Source organism: Spirosoma horti (assembly GCF_054776595.1).
The window spans coordinates 284568-307376 of record NZ_BAAHBQ010000007.1 but is presented as its reverse complement, the minus strand read 5'-3'; the positions used below and the strand labels follow the sequence as shown (position 1 = coordinate 307376).

The following is a 22809-nucleotide window of genomic DNA, read 5'->3' as shown; positions in this document are numbered from 1 at the left end:
AAGTGAAATAGGCATTGGCCAATTTTCACTCTTGCACTCATTCGCCCGTTCGCCATTAAGTGAGTTGATACTGAGGTAAGTTCATGAGGTACTTATACAAACTCTTCAGCTTTCGGGTCACGTTGGTTTTGTTGACCGTGTCGTCGGGTTTGGCCGTTAAATTTTGCCAGGCCTGCGTCCAGTAATGGTCCGACTTCATGTCCTGCAGACCCGAGAGCAAAATGCTGGTTTTAATGTACTCTTTGTCTTTATCCGGCAGTTCCAGCATATACAATCGCCGAACGGCATCATCGATCAGGGCGACGGGGTCGGCGGGATTGGGCAGCGTCTGGGTATAGGCAATGACATCGATGAGTAGTTTTTTGCCGTTACGACCAATACTGCCGGTTGTCATGCCATCTGAGAAGACGTTACGCTTAGGTAGTGTATCGGAATTGACCCAGATTTTGTCGAACATGGGTTCCTGATAATAGGCTGGCCAACCGGCCACGTTCGGCGGATCACCAATATTCTGCTGCATGGCCGACGTCTGATTTTGAACCGCCAGCCAAAGCCCATATTGATCCGCGTAGTTTGTGGCATCGGGAAACGCGATGCCAAACTCACGACAAAGGCCCACGGTGTAGTCCAGAGGACTTTTTATAATTGCCCCGCGATTGTTGGCTTCAAAAAAATGGCGGCTTCCGAATAGCTCGCGCAACACCGGCTTGATCTCGTATTTATTGGCCCGGAAAACATCGGCCAGGGGCGTAATGACGTTGGCTTCGGTGTCGGCGTCGATCTGGTGGTAGACAAAAAAGCGGTAAAGCTTTCGGCAGATGAACCGCGCCACTTCTTCTTGGGCAAAAATCATCGTGAGCAGATCATCCAATTCCTGTTCGCCTTCTGGCCCGCGCCGTCCTTTTATGGTGGTATTCCCGTAGAAGTCTGAAAAGGTTTTGTCGCTGCTGTCATGCCGACCCGGATCGAAAAGGCTCACATACGTGGTGGTGTCATTCCGGAAGCCGGTCAGTACTTTGGCCGCTGCTTTTACGTCGGCTTCGGTGTAATGCGAGCCGGGGCCTTTTCCTACCGTGAATAGCTCCTGCAACTCGCGGCCGTAGTTTTCGTCGGGGGCTTTTTTGTTGCTGGCCGTACCGTTCAGGTATTTGAGCATGGCCGGATCTTTGGTTACGGCTTTGACCAACTCCCTGAAATTGCCCAGCGCATGTTGCCGCAGTAGGGCATTATGGCGGTAACACATCAGCGCATTGTCAACCATGTTGGTCTCCGTAACGAAGTGGTTATGCCAGAAAACCACCATCTTCTCGCGCAGGCTGCGGTTCTGGTTCAGCATTAACCCCAGCCACCAGGCTTTGAACGAGTTTTTTCGCCGTCCGTTGTTCATGCCATCGTAATTGATGGATGTTGTCCAGGTTTCGCCGGGCTGAATCTCGTCGTCGGTATATTTCTCGTCGTTGTAGTTGTTGACGGGTGGGGGAGGTGTCGGTTCGTCGGTCAGCAGTTCGCTCAGGGCTTTTCGGATGGAGAGCGTACGCAGATGGGCAACATCCTCGGGCCTGGCCCCAAACGTTGTACGCTTCAGCAGATGCTTTACGTCTTCGTCGCTCCATTTACCGCGAAATGGCACTAGCTGAAGGGCGGTCTCGGTCGTTTCCATAAGGTCCATTTAAGATAGATAATGGCTTTACAGTCCCTATTTAACACAGACAAGCCATAACTGGCTCACTTTTAACGGAAGTTTAACTAAAGCTACCAATGCCGTTTGCTCAGTCGGCCAAGCTTTCATCCATTCATCCTGTTTAAGAACCGTTCCAGTAGTTTGCAATGCATAGTACTGTCTGTGGCCTATATCTTTGTTTCACCAATCGGGAATAACCCGATCAACATTTACTCCAAGAAATAAAACCATACAAACATGAAAACGCTCGTTAAAACCTTCGTAGTTGCCCTTTCACTAGGTGTTCTTTCCTCAGTTGCTTCCTTTGCCGAAGGTAAACCCGGATCTCGTCCAGCAACGGTAGCTGCCTACAAGGCGGGTATCTATACATCGGTCGACGGGAAGCTTAACATTGGCCTCGATAAAGAGAAAGGGGGCCCGGTTGATGTTATGCTTAAAGGGACTGACGGTAAGATTTACTACAGCCAGCATCTTGGCAAAAATGAAAAAATCTATCGTAGCCGCCTGAATATGAGTGAACTGCCCGATGGTGTGTATGTCGTCGAAATTACGAACGGTGTTGAAACGACAAAACACCAGGTAACGCTATCGACTAAACAGCAAGAAGCGCCTGCCCGCCTTGTTGCGATCAACTAACAGATTATACTCGAAAGAGCTAAAAAGGCGTCTCTGACTAAACAGGGACGCCTTTTTGCCTTGGTGAATAGGCGAATCTGATTGAGGAAGCCAGGTTCTTATCACCGCCTGTTAGTTATAAATAACCGACAGGCGGTAATAATTGTCGTTACTGTACGTGGCCGGAAATCAGCTTGGCGGTAGGTAGTGATCCTCGTGGGTGTACCCATACTCGGCTACTTTCTGCGCCCGGTACCGGTACAAATCTGGGTTCTCAGGTGCCCACGTATTTAAGCCATCGACATAGCGGTTGAACATGCAGAACGCGGCCGCAATCAACACCGTATCGTGAATATCGCGGTCGGTAGCGCCTTCGGTTCGGGCGTTGTCAATCTGCTCGGCCGCTACGTGTTTCCCGCCCTGTTGTACGCTTCCGGCAATGGCCATCAACGCCTTCAGCTTATCCGAGATGGCCGCATTAGCATAATCCTGCTTCACCGATTGTACCAGCGACCAGTCAGTATCGCCCAGGTGATGACTGGCTACGGCGCCATGAATGGTCTGGCAGAAAAAACAGTCGTTGCGGGCCGATACGTACGTGGCAATCAGTTCCCGTTCCCCTTCACTAAGTGTTGATTCAGGATGGGTTGCGTTCGCGCGAAGCAATACGTTAACGAGGTCGTTGAGGGGGCGGGCCGTCTCGGGGCTGAACGCCATCGGTCCTCGAATGCCCGGCAGTCCGGGCATAAAGTCGATATGAGGCATCGGGTTGTTTGGTTTTAGTTCGGTCTGGGTAATACATAGCCCAGTGTTCCCATCCGTTCACCCATGGCCGCGTAAGCGGTTGGGTCCTCAGGGGTTAGCGTGGCCAGGCCATCCACGTAGCGGTTATACATCGAAAACGAAGCGGCAATCAGCACCGTATCGTGAATATCACCATCGGTTGCGCCTTGCGTTCGGGCAGTCGCGACCACATCGTCCGTCACAGTCCGGGCATCGGCCGTTACACGCTGGGCAATAGTGATCAAAGCACGAAGTTTAGCCGAGATAGGTGCCGTTTCCGGACTTTGCAGCGTTTGGTCCACGAGGTCAGCCTGTTCGCCGAAAAGATAGCGTGAAGCGGCCGCGTGGCTGTTCATGCAAAAATCCGTGCGGTTCTGGCTCGACACAAACGCGGCAATCAGTTCGCGTTCAGCGTCCGTAAGTGTACTGTCGGGCGAACCCGCCCGAAGCAGGGCCTGAGCCAGTTCATAAAGAGGTTTGCCCGTGTCGGGTCGGTAGATAACCAGACTGCGAATACCCGGTGCATCATTATTGAGTTGAATATGAGCCATTAGTGAAAAAACGTTTAGAAAGGAAACTGCTTGATGTAGTAACGTAGCGACAAACTATACCGATTGAAGATCAGGCTTGTAGCGAATAAAAACAGCGAGCCAGGCAACCACAAACGCCACGGAAAAAACCAGCAGCGCATTGCCGAAACCACCTAATCCCGCGACCATCATACCGACGAAAAATACGGCCGTTGCCGTAAAAAAACGGCCAACGTTGAAGCTGATACCAGCCGCTGTTGCGCGGATACGAACGGAAAATAAGGCGGGAATAATGCTCGATAAGGCACCCTGGCTGATACCAAAAAACAAGGCGACGAAGGCGGTTTCGGCATAAATAATCGGGGAAAACTGGCGGTTCGATAGAAACAGCAACGCACAGCCGCCTGCACAGCCTGCGAAGGTCAGTAAAAGCGTTGTTCGCGAACCAATCCGCCCAATCAGGACGCCCGACAACATGCCGCCAGCAATGCCACCCATACCGAGCAGCATCATAGTCAGCCCCCGTTCCCGCCCACCCGTCTGGCCCGCAGGCAGTAGCGATTGCACCCAGGTCGGAATCCAGGAGAACGTACCCCATAACCCGATCAGTACCGCGCCAAAAATCAGGACGCCCGTCAGCAGATTGGTTCGGTCGGTAGCTGTCCAGGCTTTTTCGGGGTTTGGTTGCTGGCGCTGACGCGCCCAGTGGGCCGATTCGGGCAGACGAGCCAGCATCAGCATAGCGACTAGCACCGGAATTAGACCCAGCCAGAACGCCTGTCGCCAGGGAACTTGTCCGGCATTGAGCCCGCCCGTCGCTACGATACCCACCGGAAACATGACAGCCAGAATGCCCAGCACCACCGCCCGATTTTTCTCCGGCCAGATTTCTGACAGATAAACCGTCGTTAATAGCAACACACCACCTACCCCCGCGCCGGTCAAAAATCGGCACAGTAGCAGCACCGGCCAGGTAGGCGCAAAAACGGTACATAGCATGGCCGCACCGTAGAGGAACGTAACGAACGCAACGGCACGCGCCCGGCCCATCCGATCCCCGATCAGGCCGAACAAAAGCCCACCGGCCATCCAGCCGTACAAAAAAGCAGCACTGATGTAGGCCCCAATGTCACCCAGTTGAGTGGCAGAAACGGACTGGCCCAGCAACTCCGGTATAGCCACGGGCAGGAACGTCGCCATGAGCGTAGAGGCCGTCCCGCCCAGCAAGTACGACAGTGCGCACAGACCAAAGGCGAGCCAGTTGGCCTGTAGTGTTTCGGGTTTAGCTACGATTGTTTCCATATAGCGAACGAGTGAATGAGCGAAAGAGCGAAGACCATTTGCCAGGCGCTCTTTCACTCGTTCACTGTTTATTTAAGTCCCTGGTCAAATACGATTGATACATAGTAAAGTCCGCCTACCGCCGGAGAACCATAGGCCTGCACGACATACTGGTTTGTCAGGTTGGTCGCGCCAAGTTTCAGAACTGTCTTCAACGATGGTACCCGGTAGTTGACCTGCGCATCGAGCAAATGGTAAGCCGGTACGCGTCCCGGAATGAGCGCGTTGAACGAACTCACCCAGTCGAAGCTTTCCTGCCAGTGCCACGCAACATTAAAACCGATATTCGGTGCAATATTGCGGTGGCCGAGCGTTACGTTGGTCTTGAAACGGGGCGTATTGAAAGCCGCTACGTTGTTGGGATCGGCGTTTCGTATGTTGAATGACGACCACGTACCGTTGGTCCCGATCTGGTAGCCGCCCGCTGTCCGATACGTCAGGCCGAGCGTGGCCCCCTGTGCCGATACCTTGTCGGGGGCGTTCGTATAAAGCTGGAACAACTGCGCCTTACCATTCAGAATTTCCTGGGCGGCTGCCGCATTGGGCTTGCCATCTGACCCCAGCACCGGACTATCAGGACGTAAGACAACCGTGTTGAGAATGAAGTTGGTATAAACGCCGTAGTAATAATTGGCATCGACCGACAGGCGGCTGTTGAGCAGACCACGGTACCCTACTTCGAAACTATTGACCCGTTCGGGCGCTATGTACGGTACGTTCGATTTCTGCAGTTTATCCTTGTTGTTCAAGAGCGCCTGTTGCGGCCCTACCTTATTTACATCAGCTCCGAAACCAGCCCCAAACTGATTGGCGCTCGCGGCTGTATACGAATTTTCGTAGACGTTCATACCCGCGCTGTTGCTGGGTGCACCCCCCAGAATCGTAATGGGCCCCGCATTGAGTTTAATGAACTGATCGGAGGGAGTGGGGTTGCGGAAACCGGTCTGGTAACTGGCCCGGAAATGGTGCCGGTCCGTTGCCGAATACACCGCCGAAGCACGGGGCGTGAAATAACCCGCGAAGTTCTGGTTTTTATCGTACCGGCCCGATACCGTTAGTTTGAGTTTGTCGGCCAACAATGCTTTACTGATCTGGGAAAAGGCACCGAATTCGTGATAAAGAATCCGGCCGCCTTTATCGTCGAAAAGTGTACCGTTGGTAAACAAACTATACTGCCGGAAATTACCGCCAACGAGCACATCTGCTACGTTGTTGAGCGCCGATGTCAGGTTATATTGCCCGTCGGCATGCCACATGCTAGTCTGGCTCAGAATACCTGCACCCGCCGAGCCCTGAATGGTCGTCAAGCGGTTTTTCTGCGCTTCGTACTCAGCCGTGCCAGGCAGCAATCGACCCTGATCAGCGAAGGCACGGGCGGCCGTTTGATCGGTACCGGTTACGGTCGGGACGGTGCCGCTGTAGGCCGCCGTATACCGGGCGAACCACGTATCATCGGCTTTGTCGGGCGTTACGACGTTGCCGTTCAGGTCGCGGACCCATGTCCGGTTGATCTGCTGCCCCAGCGACCGGGTGTTGTACGAGTCGTGCGAGTCTTCGGCATTGCTGTACCAGCGGACAAAAAACTGCTTCCCGCGTACTTCCAGTCGATGTTGTGTGAGCGAGAAACCATTGACTGAGAATCGGTTAGAGCCCGTGTAATTGGCGGTCCCTTTAGCGTAATTAAGGGCGTAAATCACTTCCAGCTTCGGGGTGATTCGGTAGTGAAGCGCCCCGTTTAGTTTCAAACTGTAGACCGTATAATCGGTCAGATCTTTTTCCAGATACCCCGTCCGCGATACCTGCCCCGCGCCCGGCAAGGTTCTGACCACCTCATCGCCGTAAATATTGAGTCCATTTCGGGCCGGGTTCTGCGCACCACGCTGCTCCGATGGAGTAGACTGGTTTACGTCAGTATAATCGGTGGCAAACCAGTCGAGCCCTTGCATGTAGGAAGCATTCACTTTAAAGGCAAACCGATTGCCGAACGCTTTGGCGTAACGGATGGCATGGTCGTTGTAAATAGCTGCACCTGTATTGGGGTCATTGAGGTGATTCACACCCACTTTGGCCTGGACACTCAATCCCTGATACGTAAATGGGTCTTTGCTTGTCATCAGCAAGGCCCCGTTGAAAGCGGCCGGGCCATACAACGCCGAGGCCGCACCGGGTACCAGCTCTACACTTTCGGCATCCAGATCACTCAACCCAAACATATTACCTACCGAGAAGCCGAACCCGGCGGGTTGATTGTCGATGCCGTCGATGAGTTGCAGAAAACGGCTGTTGCCTGTACTGGCAAAGCCCCGTGTGTTGATTTGCCGATACGTAAGCCCACTCGTCACCATATCGACGCCTTTCAGGTTATTGATACCTTCGTAGAACGTAGCAGATGGTGTTTCGCGAATGCTGCGGGCATCCATCTTCTCAATTGTAACCGGGGCTCTGACCAATCGCTCTTCAACGCGGGAAGCACCCACAACCACTTCATCCAATTCGCTTGTGGCCGGGTTCAACTGAATCGTAAGTGGAGCGTTGGTATTTGTTACCGAAACCGTTTGTGGTTCATAGCCAACCATCGAGATATGGATCGTGAGCGGTCCTTTTCGGGGGATAGAAAAGCGGAAAGCGCCGGTATTGTCTGTAACAGTACCTGTCGATTGGCCTTTTGCTCTAATGCTTGCACCAGCCAATGGTTTATGCGTAACAGGGTCGATAACCGAGCCAGTCACGTTGACTGATTGCGCCAGCGTGACGGTACTAATGAGCCAGAACCATGCGAAAAGCAAGGCGTGCTTTTTAATGTTCATGAGTTAAAATCTTAGTGACGTTTATACAGTTCTGTCCCTTCCTGGCCTGTACTAAGTGTGCCGGAGAGTTAAACTGCTCTGTAGTGGTCTGATTATGAATTAGTTGAATTTGATTGCGGAGATGGATAGCCTCCCGGTGGGCGGTTGTATCCCCGGTTCACAATGCGGTCGCCCAGCGTGTCGTAATAGGCTGGATCGGTGGGTGTTACGGTCGCCAGGCCATCGACGTATTTGTTGTAGAGGCAAAACAGCGCCGTAATCAACACCGTATCGTGAATTTCGCGGTCGGTGGCACCAGCCGCCTGAGCGCGGGCGACGGCCTCCGGCGAAACGGCACGACCGGATTGCTGCGTCAGGGCGGCAATTTGCAGAAGTGCTTTCATTTTCTCGCTGACAGGCGCCGTTTCGATGTCGGCCTTCACCGCAGCCGCTGTTGTGTTGTCACCCACAAGCAGGTCGGCGGCTTTTGTATGAGCGGCATTGCAAAAATTTGTACTGTTGCGCGACGAGACGAGCGCGGCAATGAACTCGCGTTCGCCCTGTGTTAGCGTCGATTCGCCCCGTAGTAATAACTGGGTCAGTTCGCGAATGGGCATGGCCGTATCGAGCCGGTATTCGAGCAAGCCCGTAATACCCGGCAAATGGTCCGGTAAAGGAATATGAGGCATGATGTAAGGCAATGTTGAGGTCAGTTACGATCACTACGTCCGGTAGCGGTCTGTAACTGACATGTTCGTGAGTAAAATGACACACCATTTCTAAACGCCTGACCAGCGTTTAGAAAAAGCTCAGAACGATCTCAGAAATCGTTCTCGTTGAACAGAATTGTTGGGGAGAAATAGCGGGGAATAAGCCTGTTCACTGCCGGATGCGCCCGACGAAGCCGATTAGCTAGTAACGAGTTTCGTTACAGCTACAGTTTTCAGGGCCATACTGAATAGGTCGTTACCAGTACAGGTACGACAATCCATCCGGAAGCCGGATCGCGACTAGTTCGGAAACTACACAACAGACAGAAAATCCCCGTCAGATTTCGGGCGGTGGAGAAGAAACCCGCAAGGCTAATTGATGCATTAGAAACGGTTTTTCAGGAATCCGACTATCGCTATGCCAACGGGGCGACTGGAAACTGAAGGCAACGCGCGGGGTCGTTGAGTACTCCTTCATCAGGAATTTCAGCAACGAATTGGCTTTGCCAGACGAGTCGCCCGCACCCGTCACGTGCTTTTGCATGAACGATAGTAAGTCACCGTGCCAGAACGAATCATTGTCCGTTTGGAAGCCGGCAATGTACAGGGTATCTCCCTGAATGTTCATGCTGATGACTGAATAGTACTGCTCTCGATACGTAAAACCATCCGATGTCGTGCGGGTGATTGCACTGGCATCGGGCTTGTCTTTGAGGGGAATCTGAAATTCTACGATGCTATCGACGGAGCGGTATACCTGTAGGCGTTGAGAAAGATCATGTTCGGCTTGCCACCACATACCCACGCACACCAGCACATAGGCCAGGATGTGATGCAGGAGCAAACCAAACAAACCAATCGATATTGCCTTCTTCACACGAATGCCACAGATAAATTTTTTCCAATAATAGTACTAAATTTTAAACAAAGCTACGGGTTTGCTCAATAGCCGTCCCAAAAATGATTCGGATAACCAGACTGCCCGGATAGAAACTATGTGTTGATTGTCAGATTTTTACCTTATTTATCAGTTAATTGGTGGTGTCAGGTTCTTAAACCTTGTGCTACCTGCCAGTTGATCAACGAGGTTTTGAGAAACTACTCACAACTTAATACCCCATTTATTGGTCATGGATCGGCCGAGCAGGGCGTTGGCTTCGGGGTCATTCTTGAAGGATTCCTTTTTTGGGTTCCAGGCTAATGAGCGTTTGAGTTGGTAGGCGATGTTGCCAATGTTGCAGACCGATGCCGTTCGGTGGCCCACTTCTACATCGCAAATGGGCTTGCTCCGTTTGCGCATGGCATTCAGAAAATCTTTGTAATGGTTTTCGCTCGCGTACACGTGTTTTTCGGTTTCGCCAATAACTTTCGTTGCCAGCGAAGCGGGGGTTGTTTCCAGTTTTCGGCGCTGTACCCGAAGTTCGCCTTCCGTTCCGGTAAAGAGGATCGCGTTGTTCCACTCCCAGGGCTCATGGGTCATCACAATGCCGTTGTCATACCGATAGGTCAGGAAGGGATGCTCTTTTCCGTCCGGGGCAATCACCTCTACTGGACCGCTGTCGTCCATATCCAAGGCCCACTGCACAATATCGAACATGTGCGCACCCCAGTCGGTCACCATGCCTCCGCCGAATTCGCGGTAGTTTCGCCAGTTCGGAAAGACGTCCTTCGTAATGGGAGGAGCCAGTTCCGCATTGAACGGTACAGGTGCGTTCGGGCCAAGCCAGGATGACCAGTCCAGTCCTTCGGGAATGGGTTCGGCCGTCAGGTTGTAGGGAATAGGCGGAGGGCCAACGTTTACTTTGATGCGTTTGACTTCGCCAATGTAGCCGTTCCGGATCAACTCGGCCGTTTGTCGGAACTCAGGCCATGAGCGTTGCATACTCCCCGTTTGAAAAACACGATTGTATTTACGCGTGGCATTGACCATGGCCCGGCCTTCCTTTACGGTCAGTGCCAGCGGCTTTTCGCAGTAGATGTCTTTTCCGGCTTCGGCGGCCCGAACGGCCATGGCTGCGTGCCAGTGATCGGGAGCGGCAATCACGACGGCGTCGACATCTTTGCGGGCCAGTACCTCCCGGAAGTCCGTATAAACCGGAATATCGGAGAAGGTACCCAACTGTGTATTCTTGGCATAATGGTCTTTAATTCGATCCAGAGCCAGTTGAGCCTTTGCTTTGTAGACCTCACTAATGGCGACAATTCGGGCTTCATTTGTGTTCAGGAATGACGTCGTCAATCCTCTTCCCTGCTTGCCTGTGCCAATAAAACCCAGCGAAATGACATCACTGGGGGCTATATAGGGGGAGCCATCGGGTCGTTTGCCACCCAGAACAAAGCGGGGAACGATCATAAATCCGGCCACGGCCGTGGCTGCTTTCGCGACGAAATCCCGGCGATTGATTGGCTGTTCCTCTTTCATTATTGATTTACGTTAAAGGGTTTAGATGTCTATGCAGGTAATTGTCAAAATGCCAACACGCTTAACAGCTAGCTTTAGGCTGAACCATGCCGAACGGGCGGGTAGCTGAGTTAAAAAAGAACCCGCGGAAGTTGGTCGAATCGACCAGCGGATTCGCCAGATCGACGGGTTGTTTTTTTGCCGACGCCCTCTGAACCGCCAGTAAAGTGGCTAATCCGACTATCTGTAAAAAATAGACTGTCGTCTTGTCCATTTCCTGTAAAGTCCTTTCCATAGGCTCTTTTACCCGTTTTCATGGAGCGGTGAGCTGAAAACCTGTGTTCAAATGGGTGTGAGATTAAAAACGCATTAAACAAATGGAGGGTCGTTTATTGTTAATACTAGGTTTGACAAAGATCGGCTTGCCTTTTCCAAGCGGAACGATGCGCTACACACGATTTAATACGCCACCATGTATACACACACATACGGAAGACAACTTATTATTATCTGTATATTTCTGGTTGCCTTTGCCTGCGCCCGTAATCCGGTTACCGGCAAGCGCGAAATAAGCATGATGTCGACCGAGCAGGAAATTGCCATCGGTAAAGAGTCTCATCCGTCAGTTGTTGCCACGATGGGTTTGTATGAGGACAAAAATCTTCAGGCGTTTATGAATGAAAAGGGAAAAGCCATGGCCAGGATTTCGCACCGGCCCGATCTTCCTTACCAGTTTTACATCGTTGATTCCCCCATTGTGAATGCCTTTGCCGTACCAGGGGGCTACGTTTATTTTACGCGGGGTATTTTGGCTCACTTTAACAATGAAGCTGAATTTGCCGGAGTACTGGGTCACGAAATCGGTCATATTACGGCCAAGCACGCAGCACGCTCTCAGAAAAGTCAACTGCTGAGTACGATTGCGCTGATTGGTGGCGCTGTGCTGGCCCCTCAGGTTGTTGGCCAGAATATGGAAGCGCTTCAACAGGGAATGGGCCTTCTGTCGCTAAAATACAGCCGCGACCACGAATCGGAATCCGATAAGCTCGGGGTAGAATACTCCAGTAAGATTGGCTACGATGCGCACCAGATGGCGGATTTTTTCGGAACGCTCAAACGCCTTTCCGACAACTCAGGCCAGGCCATACCTCAGTTTATGTCGACACACCCCGATCCGGGCAACCGGTTCACGCGCGTGCATGACCTGGCAAAAGAGTATCAGGCCAAGAACCCAACGGCTTACCGGGTCGATCGCGACCAATATCTGCGGCTGATCAATGGAATTGTGTATGGTGAAGACCCGAAGCAGGGGTTTGTTGAAAACGGCTATTTCTATCATCCTGAGCTACGTTTTCAGTTTCCTGTACCAAACAGCTGGCAGGCCCAAAACTCACCTACCCAGTTTCAAATGGCCGCGAAAGACGGTAAATCTGCGATGATTCTGATGCTGGCGAAAGGAAGCTCACTGGACGAAGCAGCTCAGAATCTGGTAAAAGAATTGAGCCTGAACGTGCTGGAGAACAGTAAAACCACCATACATGGTAACCCGGCCTACGTACTCATTTCGCGGCAACAGACCCAACAACAGCAAGGTCAGCAACAGGCACAAGATCCTAAAACGGCTCTTCAAATCGGCACCTGGCTGATTCAGTACAACAATGCCGTCTATGCGCTGCATGGGTTGGCTGCCACCCCCGACTTTACGACAAGTTTCGGGACATTTAAGCAGGTAGCCGAGAATTTCCGCTCGCTTTCCGATACTGATAAACTCAATCGGAAAGCAGAGCGGGTCTTTGTGAAGGCTTCTCCCCGCGATGGTTCGTTCCGGGAAGTAGTAACAGCGTTGGGCTTACCCGCCAGTCGGGTAGAGGAGGCCGGTGTATTGAATGGCCTTAAAGCTGATGATCGCGTAGCGAAGGGCGCTTTGGTCAAAGTAATAAGCCGGTAGGGCCTTGATCGTCACTTAGGCAATTGCATTTCAGAAAACACCCGGTCGACCGACCAATAGTCGGCTGATGGGCCGGTAATCGGTAAAGTCAATATCGGGGGCCACGTAGCCCGGCTTGATGGGCTCTTCCCGCACCAGATCCGTACTGAGGTATTTCTTGTTACTGTCGCAGAGAATAGTCACGACACGGGCGTCGGGACCCAGTTCGCGCTGAAGGTTGATGGCCCCGATCAAGTTGGCACCCGACGAAATGCCCACCGCTACGCCCAATTGGAGAGCCAGCTTCTGCGCAACTAAAATGGAGTCGCCATCACTGGCCTGCACGATGTGATCCAGTTCGTTCAGCTTCAGAATATCCGGAATAAACTCATCAAAGAAGCCCTGAATCCGATGCGTTCCGGTTTTATGCCCCACCGACAGCGTTGGCGACTCGGCGGGTTCGAGCGGGTGAATACGAATGTCGGGTTTGCGGGATTTGAGGTAGCGCCCTACGCCCATGACCGTTCCGCCGGTGCCAACACCCGCCACAAACGCATCGGGGGTAATGTCCACGCTCTGGAGTTGCAGCCAGATTTCCTTGCCCGTTGTCAGGCGGTGCGCGTCGGCGTTGTACTTGTTGGCAAACTGTCGGGGCAGGAACACGTGCGGATCGCTGGCGGCTAGTTCTTCCGACCGCCGGATGGCACCCATAAAGCCGCCTTCCTCTTTGGTAAACAGCACGATATCGGCACCCAGACTCCGAATGATGTCGATGCGCTCCTGGCTGATACCCGCCGGCATGATGATCGTAACGGGATGCCCCAGTGCACGTCCCACCGCCGAAAAGGCAATACCCGAACTGCCGCTGGTGGCTTCAACGATACGGTCGCCCGGCCGAATGTTTCCCTCCCGATAGGCCTGATGCAGGACATGCAACGCCATTCGGTCTTTCATGCTGCCGGTCAGGTTATAGTGTTCGCACTTAACGTAGAGCGAACGCGGCTGGCCCCGGTCGGTATAGAACAATTCCAGCATGGGCGTATTGCCGACCAAATGCCAGAGGTGTTCAAATTTTTCCTGAATAGCCGGTTTTATGGTCGGTTCGATAGGTGACGTCATGCTGGTTGATGATCAGGGTTTGGCCACCAGGATTTCGGCTAATTTTTTGCCCAACTCCTCGCCCCGAACGTTTTTGGCGACAATTTTTCCATCGGGACCAATCAGATAATTCTGGGGGATAGACCGGATGCCATACTGTTTGGCGACTTCATTATCCCAGAATTTCAGATCCGACACCTGCGTCCAGTCCAGCCCATCTTTATGAATGGCTTTTAGCCAGGCTTCCCGGGCGTTGGGCCGATCCAGCGAAACGCCCAAAACGGTAAAGTTCTTGTCTTTATACTGATGGAAGTTCTTGACCACATTCGGGTTTTCGGCCCGGCAGGGACCGCACCAGCTCGCCCAGAAGTCAACTAATACATATTTGCCGTGGAAACTGCTCAACGCTACGCTCTTGCCCGATGTATCGGCTTGGGTGAACTCGGGCGCCATCGACCCGATAGAGGTGGATTTGATCGTCGCCAGCAGTTTCGCATAGTCCTGACCTCCTTTGCTGTTCCTGATTTTATCCGACAGGCCGTCAAACAGGGGACCTACTTCGGCATACTCTGGTGTGTACGAGTACCGCTGCAAGGCGTCCAGACTGACTAGAGTGGATGGATTTTCCTTGATATACTGCGCCCGGACTTTCTTTTGATCGGCTTCAATGGCTTCGTAACGCTTGTCGAGGGCTTCTTCAATTTCCTTGGACTTGCGTTGCTCCGGGGTTAAGGCCCGGTATTCTTTCATGAGCTGGGCCATTTTATCGGCTGCGGGCTTCATCATCGCGTTCAGCTTCTGATAATCGGCATTCAGCGGGGTACCACTGGCAATGGCATTGTCGAGCGAATCGGTACTGGTTACGGTAATGGTCCCCGGCTCCAGATAAAGGCTACTGGCGGCCGTGGGCCGGGTTCGGCTGAAGCCCGTTCCGAGTTTATCGACGAATAAAGTGGCCTGAGTTGGATTGTCAAGCATTCCTTTGAACGAGAACAGGCCGTTCTTGATTTGGGCCGAATCCATTTTCGCCGTACCACTTTCCATATAGCGTAGATACACTTTGGCAGGCGTTTTATAAGCGGGTAACTTCCCGTTCAGGGTAAAGGAACCGCTCTGAGCCCAGAGTAGCGAAGGCGTTACGATCAGCGTGGCCAGAATTGAATGCCTCATACGATTGATTCGTTTGTTGATTTTGGTGCTCAAACATAGCAGAAAAAGGTAGGTTAAGCTATTGGAATAGGCTATTTCAAGGCAAATGAGTACACATGACACCGATCACCGGGTGTCATGTGTACTCATTTTAGGGCCGCCTGGATAGGCAAAACGAACGTGAACGAATTGGCTTTCCTAAGAAAACAGACTTAAGTGGAGTTAAAGTTGAGTAACCGACTTCGCAGGGAAAATCGATCGGAATTAATCAGGCAACAAGGTGGGAGCGGGTAAAATGGCCAATTCCCACCAATAGCGCCGTAAGGTATAAAAACACGAAAGCCATTTATGGTAAACCGTAGGTTTGGTAATGTAAGCCGCTACGCTGAAACTGTATGACTTGACAATGTCTTTGTAATCCTGGGAATGGCTCAGGGTGATAACCGGAATATGCTGGTATTGCGGATGTGCTTTAATTGATTTTAGCAGGGCCCAGCCATCTTCCTGGCTGGGTAAATAAGGCTCCAGTAAAATCAGCCGGGGCAATCGATTGCTGTCTGTCGAGCACTTGTCCAGGTAAGACAAGGTTTGGGTGCCGTGATTCATCCAGATCGGTTCTACTTCGGGGAAGCATTGAGCCAGCGCCGAGCGGATGATGAGCCAGTGATCGGCGTTACTCTCTACGACTAAGATCGGCGTCCGGTTTGCCTTTCGACGTTTTGGGTTAGTAGTGGTAGCCATGAATAGGAGCGTGTTAAGTCGTTCGTTAATTGGTTGTTAAGGATAAGCGTAAGGAACCATCAAATAGATTTCTGATGGGTGTTGGCATAGAGGAATAGGCGTAAATCGGCCCCTCTTTACTAGTGTCCTGAATAAGACGCTGGTGAAAAATAAGCTTTTGTTGCCCGTTCTATAATCCGTTGATTCTCTTGGTCCAGCGGACTTATTGATAGAAACCCTGGCCTTTCTGGCAAGTTGTTTCAGCGTAACACAAGGCCAAACTGGTCTTATCGTTTCAACGTATTGTTGCTTAGCGGGTGAGTGCAACCCCCGGATGCTCCCTGTTTTCTGATACAGGATTCTGAGGGGTTGAACCAACGGGTGGTAAGAAGGAGTGACCGGAAAGGTACGGGAGTAGAAAAAAATGTTCCATAAGCGAGTAATAAAGTCGATACAGCTTTATCGGTGGCCATTCATGGCGCTTTTAGTGAAGCGTATCCAGAGGATAAAAAGTCTTATGACAAGACTACTCAATTAGATAGTAGAAAACAAGTGAACTTTCTGATTTACAGATAGTTACTTTTGTGGAAAACGAATAAACTTCCTTTGTTAGATGGCCGATCATTTTTGGGAATGTACCAGAAATGGACCTGAAAACTATTGTCAATAGTATAATTATGTATACATATAGGATTCTTGAAAAAGGTAAATGCTCTAAATGAGTCTACCAGATTGGTAGTATAGGGTAGCTAATTAATATTTTTAATAACTACGATTGATGCTGGCTGATAAGTCAACCGCTAATTGTATAACCTATTGGTTATCAACATGAATATCCATTTGATAAAAAGGTCAGAATGACTGTTGTCACCACCAGACAAACAGCTGTTTGCAAACCCTCAAGTTTACCCTCAGGAGCCGGAATCAGAGTTTCTGCTTAATAAAGTTCTGGCTCATCCTTCCGCCTTCGTCAGGCTCGACCAGCAGGACATAAGTTCCAGTTGGTAAACTCTTTACGTCCAGATCAATGGCATTTGTTGAGGAGCGTGTATCGACAAGCAGCACCCCCGCCATCGAATAAACCTTAAACTGGGCACCAGCCGTAGGCAATTGTATGTGTAGTTCAGTGGTAACCGGATTCGGGTAAATTTTTATATCGGAGCGTGGCGTACCAACCGGGTTGGCCAGGCATAACGTCGTTCCGATGGATGTTTGACTCGTACCATCAAGGCGGTCATCTTTAAGTAAATTGGTCGTATTTTCTAAACTCATACCACACACGAGTGTATTATGAGAACCCGAATTGACATAGAGCGCATTGTCACAATTGGCGGCTGTGTTATTCTGGAAAATGCTCCCTAATATGGCCGGTATGTTTTCTTCGACGTACGATTTGTTGAGTGGCTGAAACTGCAGATAATTCAAATAACCTTCGGGGAAAGGGGCATCCACAATGGCCGGAATGTTAGGATGGGCCGTGAGTAAGTTATTGTCACGGATCTCCAGGCCAATGACCGAGGTGCCAAACGTGCGCTCCTGTATAGCCTGAACGGTGTGTACACCAATGAACACCCCATTCGAGCCATCCGTGTTCGCGACGGAATTGGCAATAATCTGGTTCGTATACATGGGAATGAACTTCTGACTACCGTCATCGACCTGTATGGGCGTCAGATCGATCGAGCCACTGTTGACCAGCGTGTTCAGCACCAGGGCCACCTGCGTGGTCGCGTTGTGATACAGGGTGATGCCCCGCCGGTTGCCCTCCATGTAGTTGCCCGACACCAGCCAGTTGCGCGAACCCCAGTTGAAGATCGTGTAGCGGCTCCCCGCTTCAGGAGCCACATCCCAGGCCCTCTCCAGACTTAGCGTGTTGCCGCTGCGGCTGGTGATCCGGCGCCACTGCCCCATGCCCTTCCCACTCACAATGGCCACCACCGGACTGAGCCGAAACGCCCCCCAGTTCTTGGCCTCGTCCCGCAGGTTGACACCCCCCGCCCAGCTCACCGTGCCCGTCTCCTCATCGATGCGGTCCCCGCCCCCCCCCTCGCTGATGATGGTCTCCCCATCATTGCGGTTCTGGGCCGGCCCGTTGATGACCTTGAAGACGTTGTCGAGCACGGCCAGGTTGTAGGTGAAGTTGACCACCAGCACATGGTTGACCGTGCTGGCGGGGTAGCGGGCCGAGCCGTCGCGAAAGACCTGGTTGTTCTGAAACACGCCGTCGTGGGCAAAGTTGAGGTTGAGCCCGTCGACGGCATAGGTGAACTTGTTGTCGCGGATCACAAAGTGGGTGCAGCCATTGAACATCAGGGGGCCATGATAGTGGGTGCGGCTATCGACGCCCTGGAGGAAGTCCGAGTTGGCCAGCAGGATCTTCTCCGAGTTGGCCCACCACAGCCAGTCGCCCTGGTTGAGCTCGAAGCGCACGCGCTGGAAGAAGGCTTCTTTGGCCTGCCCGCGCATGTTGCCCACCTGCTCGCTGCCGGTGTTGTCGACGTTGATCAGGGCCAGGTCGGCCAGCCCGGCCAGGGTGGTGGTGGGGGGCCAGTAGAGGCCCATGTGGGGCTGGTCGAGCTGGTAGCCGAACTTGAGCAGGGTCTGGTCTTTGCCCGCTCCCTGCAGCACGACCCGGTCGCGCATGTGGATGTACTCGAAGTAGGGGGAGGTGAGTTTGTAGGTGCCCGCTGGCAGGAAGACGATGCCCCCGCCATCGGCGCTGGCCCGGTCGATGGCGGCCTGGATGGCGGTCTGGTCGTTTGTGGAACCGTTGCCGGTGGCTTTGGCGGGGAGCCTGGGGTCGGTTTTGACGTTGTAGACGTTTCGGTAGAAGTCGAACTTGTTGGCCCAGGGGACGCCCAGCTGGAAGTAGTCGGAGGTGGTGGGGATGGCCGTCAGGGGCTGTTCGAGCCTGGTTTCGGTGGCGGTGGTGGTGCCGCCCAGCCCGTTGGAGGCATACAGGGTGTAGGTTCGTCCGGGCTGGAGGGTGGTGGGCAGTTGGATGGTCAGGCAGAAGGCGTTGCTCTGATCGGAGAGGACGGTGGCGGGCAGGGAGTTGCTGCCTTCGACGAGCCGGACCGCCGGTGTCCCCCGTTTGAGGAGCAGGTTACGGCCGAAGATTCGGAGTTGTCCGCCGGGGTTGATGTCGGGCGAGTCGGCGTGCATGGGCCATGCCTGATTGAGATTGACGCGTGGGGAGTTGGCGCCCTGGTCCTGGAGCCAGATCTGGTATCGGTCGATTGGGATGTTGGCGGGTATCTGTACGGTTGCCTGTCCTGTGGTCTGGACCAGGATGGGCAGGGTGATGGGAGTGTCTGCGGTGCCCGCCAGCATAAAGGCTTTTGCCGCCGAGGAGAAGTTTCCCTGCAGGCTGATGGCTTCACCGGGCTGGATGGATGGACTGATGTTGAAGATGACGGGTTGGGCGCTGGCGGGGGGGAGGGTGAGCAGCGCGAGAGCAAGCAACAGAAATGGATGCAGCGAACGATGAGTCATAAAAAAATAAGTTTAGTAGGATAGGAGATCGCCTAATGCTGATTAATAAAAAGGTCAGATTGGCTACTTTCCAATCAAGTAGACCGGATCTTTCAGTACCTTTTCTTATCCTGTATTTGTATCTCGAACAGCAATTTTAATAAACCCCCGGCTGACCTTTGTATGCAAAATTTACTAAACGAATACCTGTATTTGGTCAGGTCTTTTTTTGCCCAGTCAACGGGTTGTGTGTACAGTAAATATACACTTCGCGGGCAATGTTGTGCGATCGATAATGCCTAAAAATATTATACGGTAGTTTTTGTTTAAGTCTGTTTATCAGCTGCTTAAGTAGCGATACAGGTTGCGTTAGTTGCTCTTGCTCAAGCTGATCTCAAGCCAGTAAAATACATAAGGGCCATGACCTATCTGTTATCGATAGGTCATGGCCCTTACGCGGTTTTCAGCAGTGATCAGTTCTTGAAAATCACTTCAGATACGATCCTAATACTGCATGGAATGTACGTAGCTGATAGAAGTGGAATACCGGCTCAACCATCCTGTTTGATAAAATGCTGTCTGGATTGTGGTCCTTTGTCTGGTATGACAAGTAAGGTGTATACGCCTGGTGTAAGTCGCTGGATATTCAGGGTAGCCTCTGCCGTATCGGTACGGCTATCCAGGAGAATCACCCCCGTCGTTGAATAAATAAGTATGCGGGCACCCGCACTGGTCAGGCTGACATGCAGTTCGGATGTGGCTGGATTTGGATAAGCCTTTATGAGTAACTCTTCTGCTTCCGCCAACCGACCCGATCGTTGTGGAAGGGGCGTACAGGAGGCTGTGCCAACTGCAGCGTGAGTAACCCGATCAAATGCAGTGTCCTTTATTAAATTAGCTGAATTCTCCAGGCTTAAGTTACAGATGTACGTGTTGTAGGAGCCGGTATTCAAGTAAAGAGCATTGTCGCAATTGGTCGCTGAGTTATTTTGGAAAATACTCCCTAGTATGGCCGGTATGCGTTCGTCATTATAGAACGTCATAGGGTGATATTCCAGATAATTCAAATAGCCTTCGGGGAACGTGTCATCGACTATAGCTGGCGTATTGGGTTGTCCGGCAACAACATTATTACCCCGTACCTCCAGGCCAATGACCGAGGTGCCGAATGTGCGTTCCTGTGCATGTTGCACGGTGTGTACACCAATGAACACCCCATTCGAACGATTTGTATTCGCGACAAGGTTGCCAACAATTTGATTGGTATACATAGGAATGAACTTCTGACTACCGTCATTGAGCTGCATGGGCGTCAGATCGATCGAGCCACTGTTGACCAGCGTGTTCAGCACCAGGGCCACCTGCGTGGTCGCGTTGTGATACAGGGTGATGCCCCGCCGGTTGCCCTCCATGTAGTTGCCCGACACCAGCCAGTTGCGCGAACCCCAGTTGAAGATCGTGTAGCGGCTCCCCGCTTCAGGAGCCACATCCCAGGCCCTCTCCAGACTCAGCGTGTTGCCGCTGCGGCTGGTGATCCGGCGCCACTGCCCCATGCCCTTCCCACTCACAATGGCCACCACCGGACTGAGCCGAAACGCCCCCCAGTTCTTGGCCTCGTCCCGCAGGTTGACACCCCCCGCCCAGCTCACCGTGCCCGTCTCCTCATCGATGCGGTCCCCGCCCCCCCCCTCGCTGATGATGGTCTCCCCATCATTGCGGTTCTGGGCCGGCCCGTTGATGACCTTGAAGACGTTGTCGAGCACGGCCAGGTTGTAGGTGAAGTTGACCACCAGCACATGGTTGACCGTGCTGGCGGGGTAGCGGGCCGAGCCGTCGCGAAAGACCTGGTTGTTCTGAAACACGCCGTCGTGGGCAAAGTTGAGGTTGAGCCCGTCGACGGCATAGGTGAACTTGTTGTCGCGGATCACAAAGTGGGTGCAGCCATTGAACATCAGGGGGCCATGATAGTGGGTGCGGCTATCGACGCCCTGGAGGAAGTCCGAGTTGGCCAGCAGGATCTTCTCCGAGTTGGCCCACCACAGCCAGTCGCCCTGGTTGAGCTCGAAGCGCACGCGCTGGAAGAAGGCTTCTTTGGCCTGCCCGCGCATGTTGCCCACCTGCTCGCTGCCGGTGTTGTCGACGTTGATCAGGGCCAGGTCGGCCAGCCCGGCCAGGGTGGTGGTGGGGGGCCAGTAGAGGCCCATGTGGGGCTGGTCGAGCTGGTAGCCGAACTTGAGCAGGGTCTGGTCTTTGCCCGCTCCCTGCAGCACGACCCGGTCGCGCATGTGGATGTACTCGAAGTAGGGGGAGGTGAGTTTGTAGGTGCCCGCTGGCAGGAAGACGATGCCCCCGCCATCGGCGCTGGCCCGGTCGATGGCGGCCTGGATGGCGGTCTGGTCGTTTGTGGAACCGTTGCCGGTGGCTTTGGCGGGGAGCCTGGGGTCGGTTTTGACGTTGTAGACGTTTCGGTAGAAGTCGAACTTGTTGGCCCAGGGGACGCCCAGCTGGAAGTAGTCGGAGGTGGTGGGGATGGCCGTCAGGGGCTGTTCGAGCCTGGTTTCGGTGGCGGTGGTGGTGCCGCCCAGCCCGTTGGAGGCATACAGGGTGTAGGTTCGTCCGGGCTGGAGGGTGGTGGGCAGTTGGATGGTCAGGCAGAAGGCGTTGCTCTGATCGGAGAGGACGGTGGCGGGCAGGGAGTTGCTGCCTTCGACGAGCCGGACCGCCGGTGTCCCCCGTTTGAGGAGCAGGTTACGGCCGAAGATTCGGAGTTGTCCGCCGGGGTTGATGTCGGGCGAGTCGGCGTGCATGGGCCATGCCTGATTGAGATTGACGCGTGGGGAGTTGGCGCCCTGGTCCTGGAGCCAGATCTGGTATCGGTCGATTGGGATGTTGGCGGGTATCTGTACGGTTGCCTGTCCTGTGGTCTGGACCAGGATGGGCAGGGTGATGGGAGTGTCTGCGGTGCCCGCCAGCATAAAGGCTTTTGCCGCCGAGGAGAAGTTTCCCTGCAGGCTGATGGCTTCACCGGGCTGGATGGATGGACTGATGTTGAAGATGACGGGTTGGGCGCTGGCGGGGGGGAGGGTGAGCAGCGCGAGAGCAAGCAACAGAAACGAGAATAAAGTACGGCGAATCATGAAATAATGTTTAAACGTAATGGTTGCCCTACAGACACAGCGATGCCACCTATAAAATCTTGCGCAGATTTTATACCAGACGACGATATACGTTCAGTGAATGTGGGTTGATTAATTGATGAGCACGGCCATAAGGTATGGATAGTCGAAGACTACATAAAGAGCTATACTAGGCTCAAAACGGCTACCCATTAAAGACAACAATTGATTAACTAATTCAGGCAGGAATTAGCAATTAGTAGTGAGTAACTCATACGCGTTTGTCTACATATATATGATAGTTTGTTGAAGAATTTATACAAACATAGTAAAGCTACCGCTTAATAAATAATATTTTTTATATATGAAAAAAAGCTATTAATCAAGTCGCCTTTTCACTGTTAACTGGCGAATTATTTTCTTAAACTAACTTGTATGATAAGCGTAGATAAGTAATTAATTAATAATCCAGTAAAGG

The 22809-nt window shown here is 52.7% G+C and carries 16 protein-coding genes; 2 read left to right on the top strand and 14 right to left on the bottom strand.

What is annotated here, in order from left to right; translation table 11 throughout:
• Positions 1-55 precede the first annotated feature (55 nt).
• Positions 56-1660 (bottom strand): DUF1800 domain-containing protein, encoded by a 1605-nt coding sequence (locus ACYVAM_RS22805; protein WP_461071357.1) that lies wholly within the window; start codon positions 1658-1660, stop codon positions 56-58.
• Between the two features lie 258 nt (positions 1661-1918).
• Here ACYVAM_RS22805 and ACYVAM_RS22800 point away from each other — a divergent pair, with 258 nt between their 5' ends.
• Positions 1919-2317, top strand: coding sequence for a hypothetical protein (locus ACYVAM_RS22800; protein ID WP_461071355.1), 399 nt, complete (start codon positions 1919-1921; stop codon positions 2315-2317).
• Positions 2318-2485: 168 nt separating this feature from the next.
• On the opposite strand, the gene ACYVAM_RS22795 is transcribed toward ACYVAM_RS22800, so the two are convergent.
• The 8 genes from ACYVAM_RS22795 to ACYVAM_RS22760 all read right to left on the bottom strand — a co-directional run bounded on the left by ACYVAM_RS22795 (position 2486) and on the right by ACYVAM_RS22760 (position 11142).
• Positions 2486-3061: a carboxymuconolactone decarboxylase family protein gene (locus tag ACYVAM_RS22795; protein ID WP_461071353.1), complete on the bottom strand. Its 576-nt coding sequence runs from the start codon at positions 3059-3061 to the stop codon at positions 2486-2488.
• A 14-nt stretch (positions 3062-3075) separates the two neighbouring features.
• Positions 3076-3630 (bottom strand): carboxymuconolactone decarboxylase family protein, encoded by a 555-nt coding sequence (locus ACYVAM_RS22790; RefSeq protein ID WP_461071351.1) that lies wholly within the window; start codon positions 3628-3630, stop codon positions 3076-3078.
• A 54-nt stretch (positions 3631-3684) separates the two neighbouring features.
• Entirely contained in the window at positions 3685-4911 is a 1227-nt protein-coding gene (locus ACYVAM_RS22785; protein ID WP_461071349.1) for an MFS transporter, read from the bottom strand.
• 68 nt (positions 4912-4979) lie between these two features.
• Positions 4980-7757, bottom strand: a complete 2778-nt coding sequence (locus ACYVAM_RS22780) for a TonB-dependent receptor (RefSeq protein ID WP_461071347.1) — start codon at positions 7755-7757, stop codon at positions 4980-4982.
• Between the two features lie 92 nt (positions 7758-7849).
• The gene (locus tag ACYVAM_RS22775) at positions 7850-8425 is read right to left on the bottom strand and encodes a carboxymuconolactone decarboxylase family protein (protein ID WP_461071345.1); all 576 of its coding nucleotides are present in this window, start codon (positions 8423-8425) and stop codon (positions 7850-7852) included.
• Positions 8426-8783: 358 nt separating this feature from the next.
• Entirely contained in the window at positions 8784-9323 is a 540-nt protein-coding gene (locus ACYVAM_RS22770; RefSeq protein ID WP_461071343.1) for a hypothetical protein, read from the bottom strand.
• A gap of 225 nt (positions 9324-9548) precedes the next feature.
• Positions 9549-10868, bottom strand: a complete 1320-nt coding sequence (locus ACYVAM_RS22765; protein WP_461071341.1) for a Gfo/Idh/MocA family protein — start codon at positions 10866-10868, stop codon at positions 9549-9551.
• Positions 10869-10929: 61 nt separating this feature from the next.
• Entirely contained in the window at positions 10930-11142 is a 213-nt protein-coding gene (locus ACYVAM_RS22760; protein ID WP_461071339.1) for a hypothetical protein, read from the bottom strand.
• Between the two features lie 177 nt (positions 11143-11319).
• On the opposite strand from ACYVAM_RS22760, the gene ACYVAM_RS22755 reads away from it, so the two are divergent.
• A complete protein-coding gene (locus ACYVAM_RS22755) occupies positions 11320-12795 on the top strand; it encodes a M48 family metalloprotease (protein ID WP_461071337.1) in 1476 nt (491 codons plus the stop codon).
• Between the two features lie 30 nt (positions 12796-12825).
• Here ACYVAM_RS22755 and ACYVAM_RS22750 read toward each other — a convergent pair whose 3' ends face one another.
• From ACYVAM_RS22750 to ACYVAM_RS22730, 5 genes are all read right to left on the bottom strand, one after another.
• The gene (locus tag ACYVAM_RS22750; RefSeq protein ID WP_461071335.1) at positions 12826-13893 is read right to left on the bottom strand and encodes a PLP-dependent cysteine synthase family protein; all 1068 of its coding nucleotides are present in this window, start codon (positions 13891-13893) and stop codon (positions 12826-12828) included.
• A gap of 12 nt (positions 13894-13905) precedes the next feature.
• Positions 13906-15042: a redoxin domain-containing protein gene (locus tag ACYVAM_RS22745; RefSeq protein WP_461071333.1), complete on the bottom strand. Its 1137-nt coding sequence runs from the start codon at positions 15040-15042 to the stop codon at positions 13906-13908.
• A gap of 243 nt (positions 15043-15285) precedes the next feature.
• On the bottom strand, positions 15286-15762 hold the full coding sequence (locus ACYVAM_RS22740; protein WP_461071331.1) for a response regulator: 477 nt from the start codon (positions 15760-15762) through the stop codon (positions 15286-15288).
• A gap of 903 nt (positions 15763-16665) precedes the next feature.
• Positions 16666-19236 carry a glycosyl hydrolase family 28-related protein gene (locus ACYVAM_RS22735; RefSeq protein ID WP_461071330.1) on the bottom strand — a complete coding sequence of 857 codons (2571 nt, stop codon included), beginning with the start codon at positions 19234-19236 and terminating at the stop codon, positions 16666-16668.
• Between the two features lie 530 nt (positions 19237-19766).
• Positions 19767-22352, bottom strand: a complete 2586-nt coding sequence (locus ACYVAM_RS22730; RefSeq protein ID WP_461071328.1) for a glycosyl hydrolase family 28-related protein — start codon at positions 22350-22352, stop codon at positions 19767-19769.
• Positions 22353-22809: the final 457 nt, after the last annotated feature.

Coding starts and splice junctions, on each gene's coding strand:
- ACYVAM_RS22805 (WP_461071357.1), bottom strand. CDS start 1,660: ATGGAAACGACCGAGACCGCCCTTCAGCTAGTGCCATTTCGCGGTAAA.
- ACYVAM_RS22800 (WP_461071355.1), top strand. CDS start 1,919: ATGAAAACGCTCGTTAAAACCTTCGTAGTTGCCCTTTCACTAGGTGTT.
- ACYVAM_RS22795 (WP_461071353.1), bottom strand. CDS start 3,061: ATGCCTCATATCGACTTTATGCCCGGACTGCCGGGCATTCGAGGACCG.
- ACYVAM_RS22790 (WP_461071351.1), bottom strand. CDS start 3,630: ATGGCTCATATTCAACTCAATAATGATGCACCGGGTATTCGCAGTCTG.
- ACYVAM_RS22785 (WP_461071349.1), bottom strand. CDS start 4,911: ATGGAAACAATCGTAGCTAAACCCGAAACACTACAGGCCAACTGGCTC.
- ACYVAM_RS22780 (WP_461071347.1), bottom strand. CDS start 7,757: ATGAACATTAAAAAGCACGCCTTGCTTTTCGCATGGTTCTGGCTCATT.
- ACYVAM_RS22775 (WP_461071345.1), bottom strand. CDS start 8,425: ATGCCTCATATTCCTTTACCGGACCATTTGCCGGGTATTACGGGCTTG.
- ACYVAM_RS22765 (WP_461071341.1), bottom strand. CDS start 10,868: ATGAAAGAGGAACAGCCAATCAATCGCCGGGATTTCGTCGCGAAAGCA.
- ACYVAM_RS22760 (WP_461071339.1), bottom strand. CDS start 11,142: ATGGAAAGGACTTTACAGGAAATGGACAAGACGACAGTCTATTTTTTA.
- ACYVAM_RS22755 (WP_461071337.1), top strand. CDS start 11,320: ATGTATACACACACATACGGAAGACAACTTATTATTATCTGTATATTT.
- ACYVAM_RS22750 (WP_461071335.1), bottom strand. CDS start 13,893: ATGACGTCACCTATCGAACCGACCATAAAACCGGCTATTCAGGAAAAA.
- ACYVAM_RS22745 (WP_461071333.1), bottom strand. CDS start 15,042: ATGAGGCATTCAATTCTGGCCACGCTGATCGTAACGCCTTCGCTACTC.
- ACYVAM_RS22740 (WP_461071331.1), bottom strand. CDS start 15,762: ATGGCTACCACTACTAACCCAAAACGTCGAAAGGCAAACCGGACGCCG.
- ACYVAM_RS22735 (WP_461071330.1), bottom strand. CDS start 19,236: ATGACTCATCGTTCGCTGCATCCATTTCTGTTGCTTGCTCTCGCGCTG.
- ACYVAM_RS22730 (WP_461071328.1), bottom strand. CDS start 22,352: ATGATTCGCCGTACTTTATTCTCGTTTCTGTTGCTTGCTCTCGCGCTG.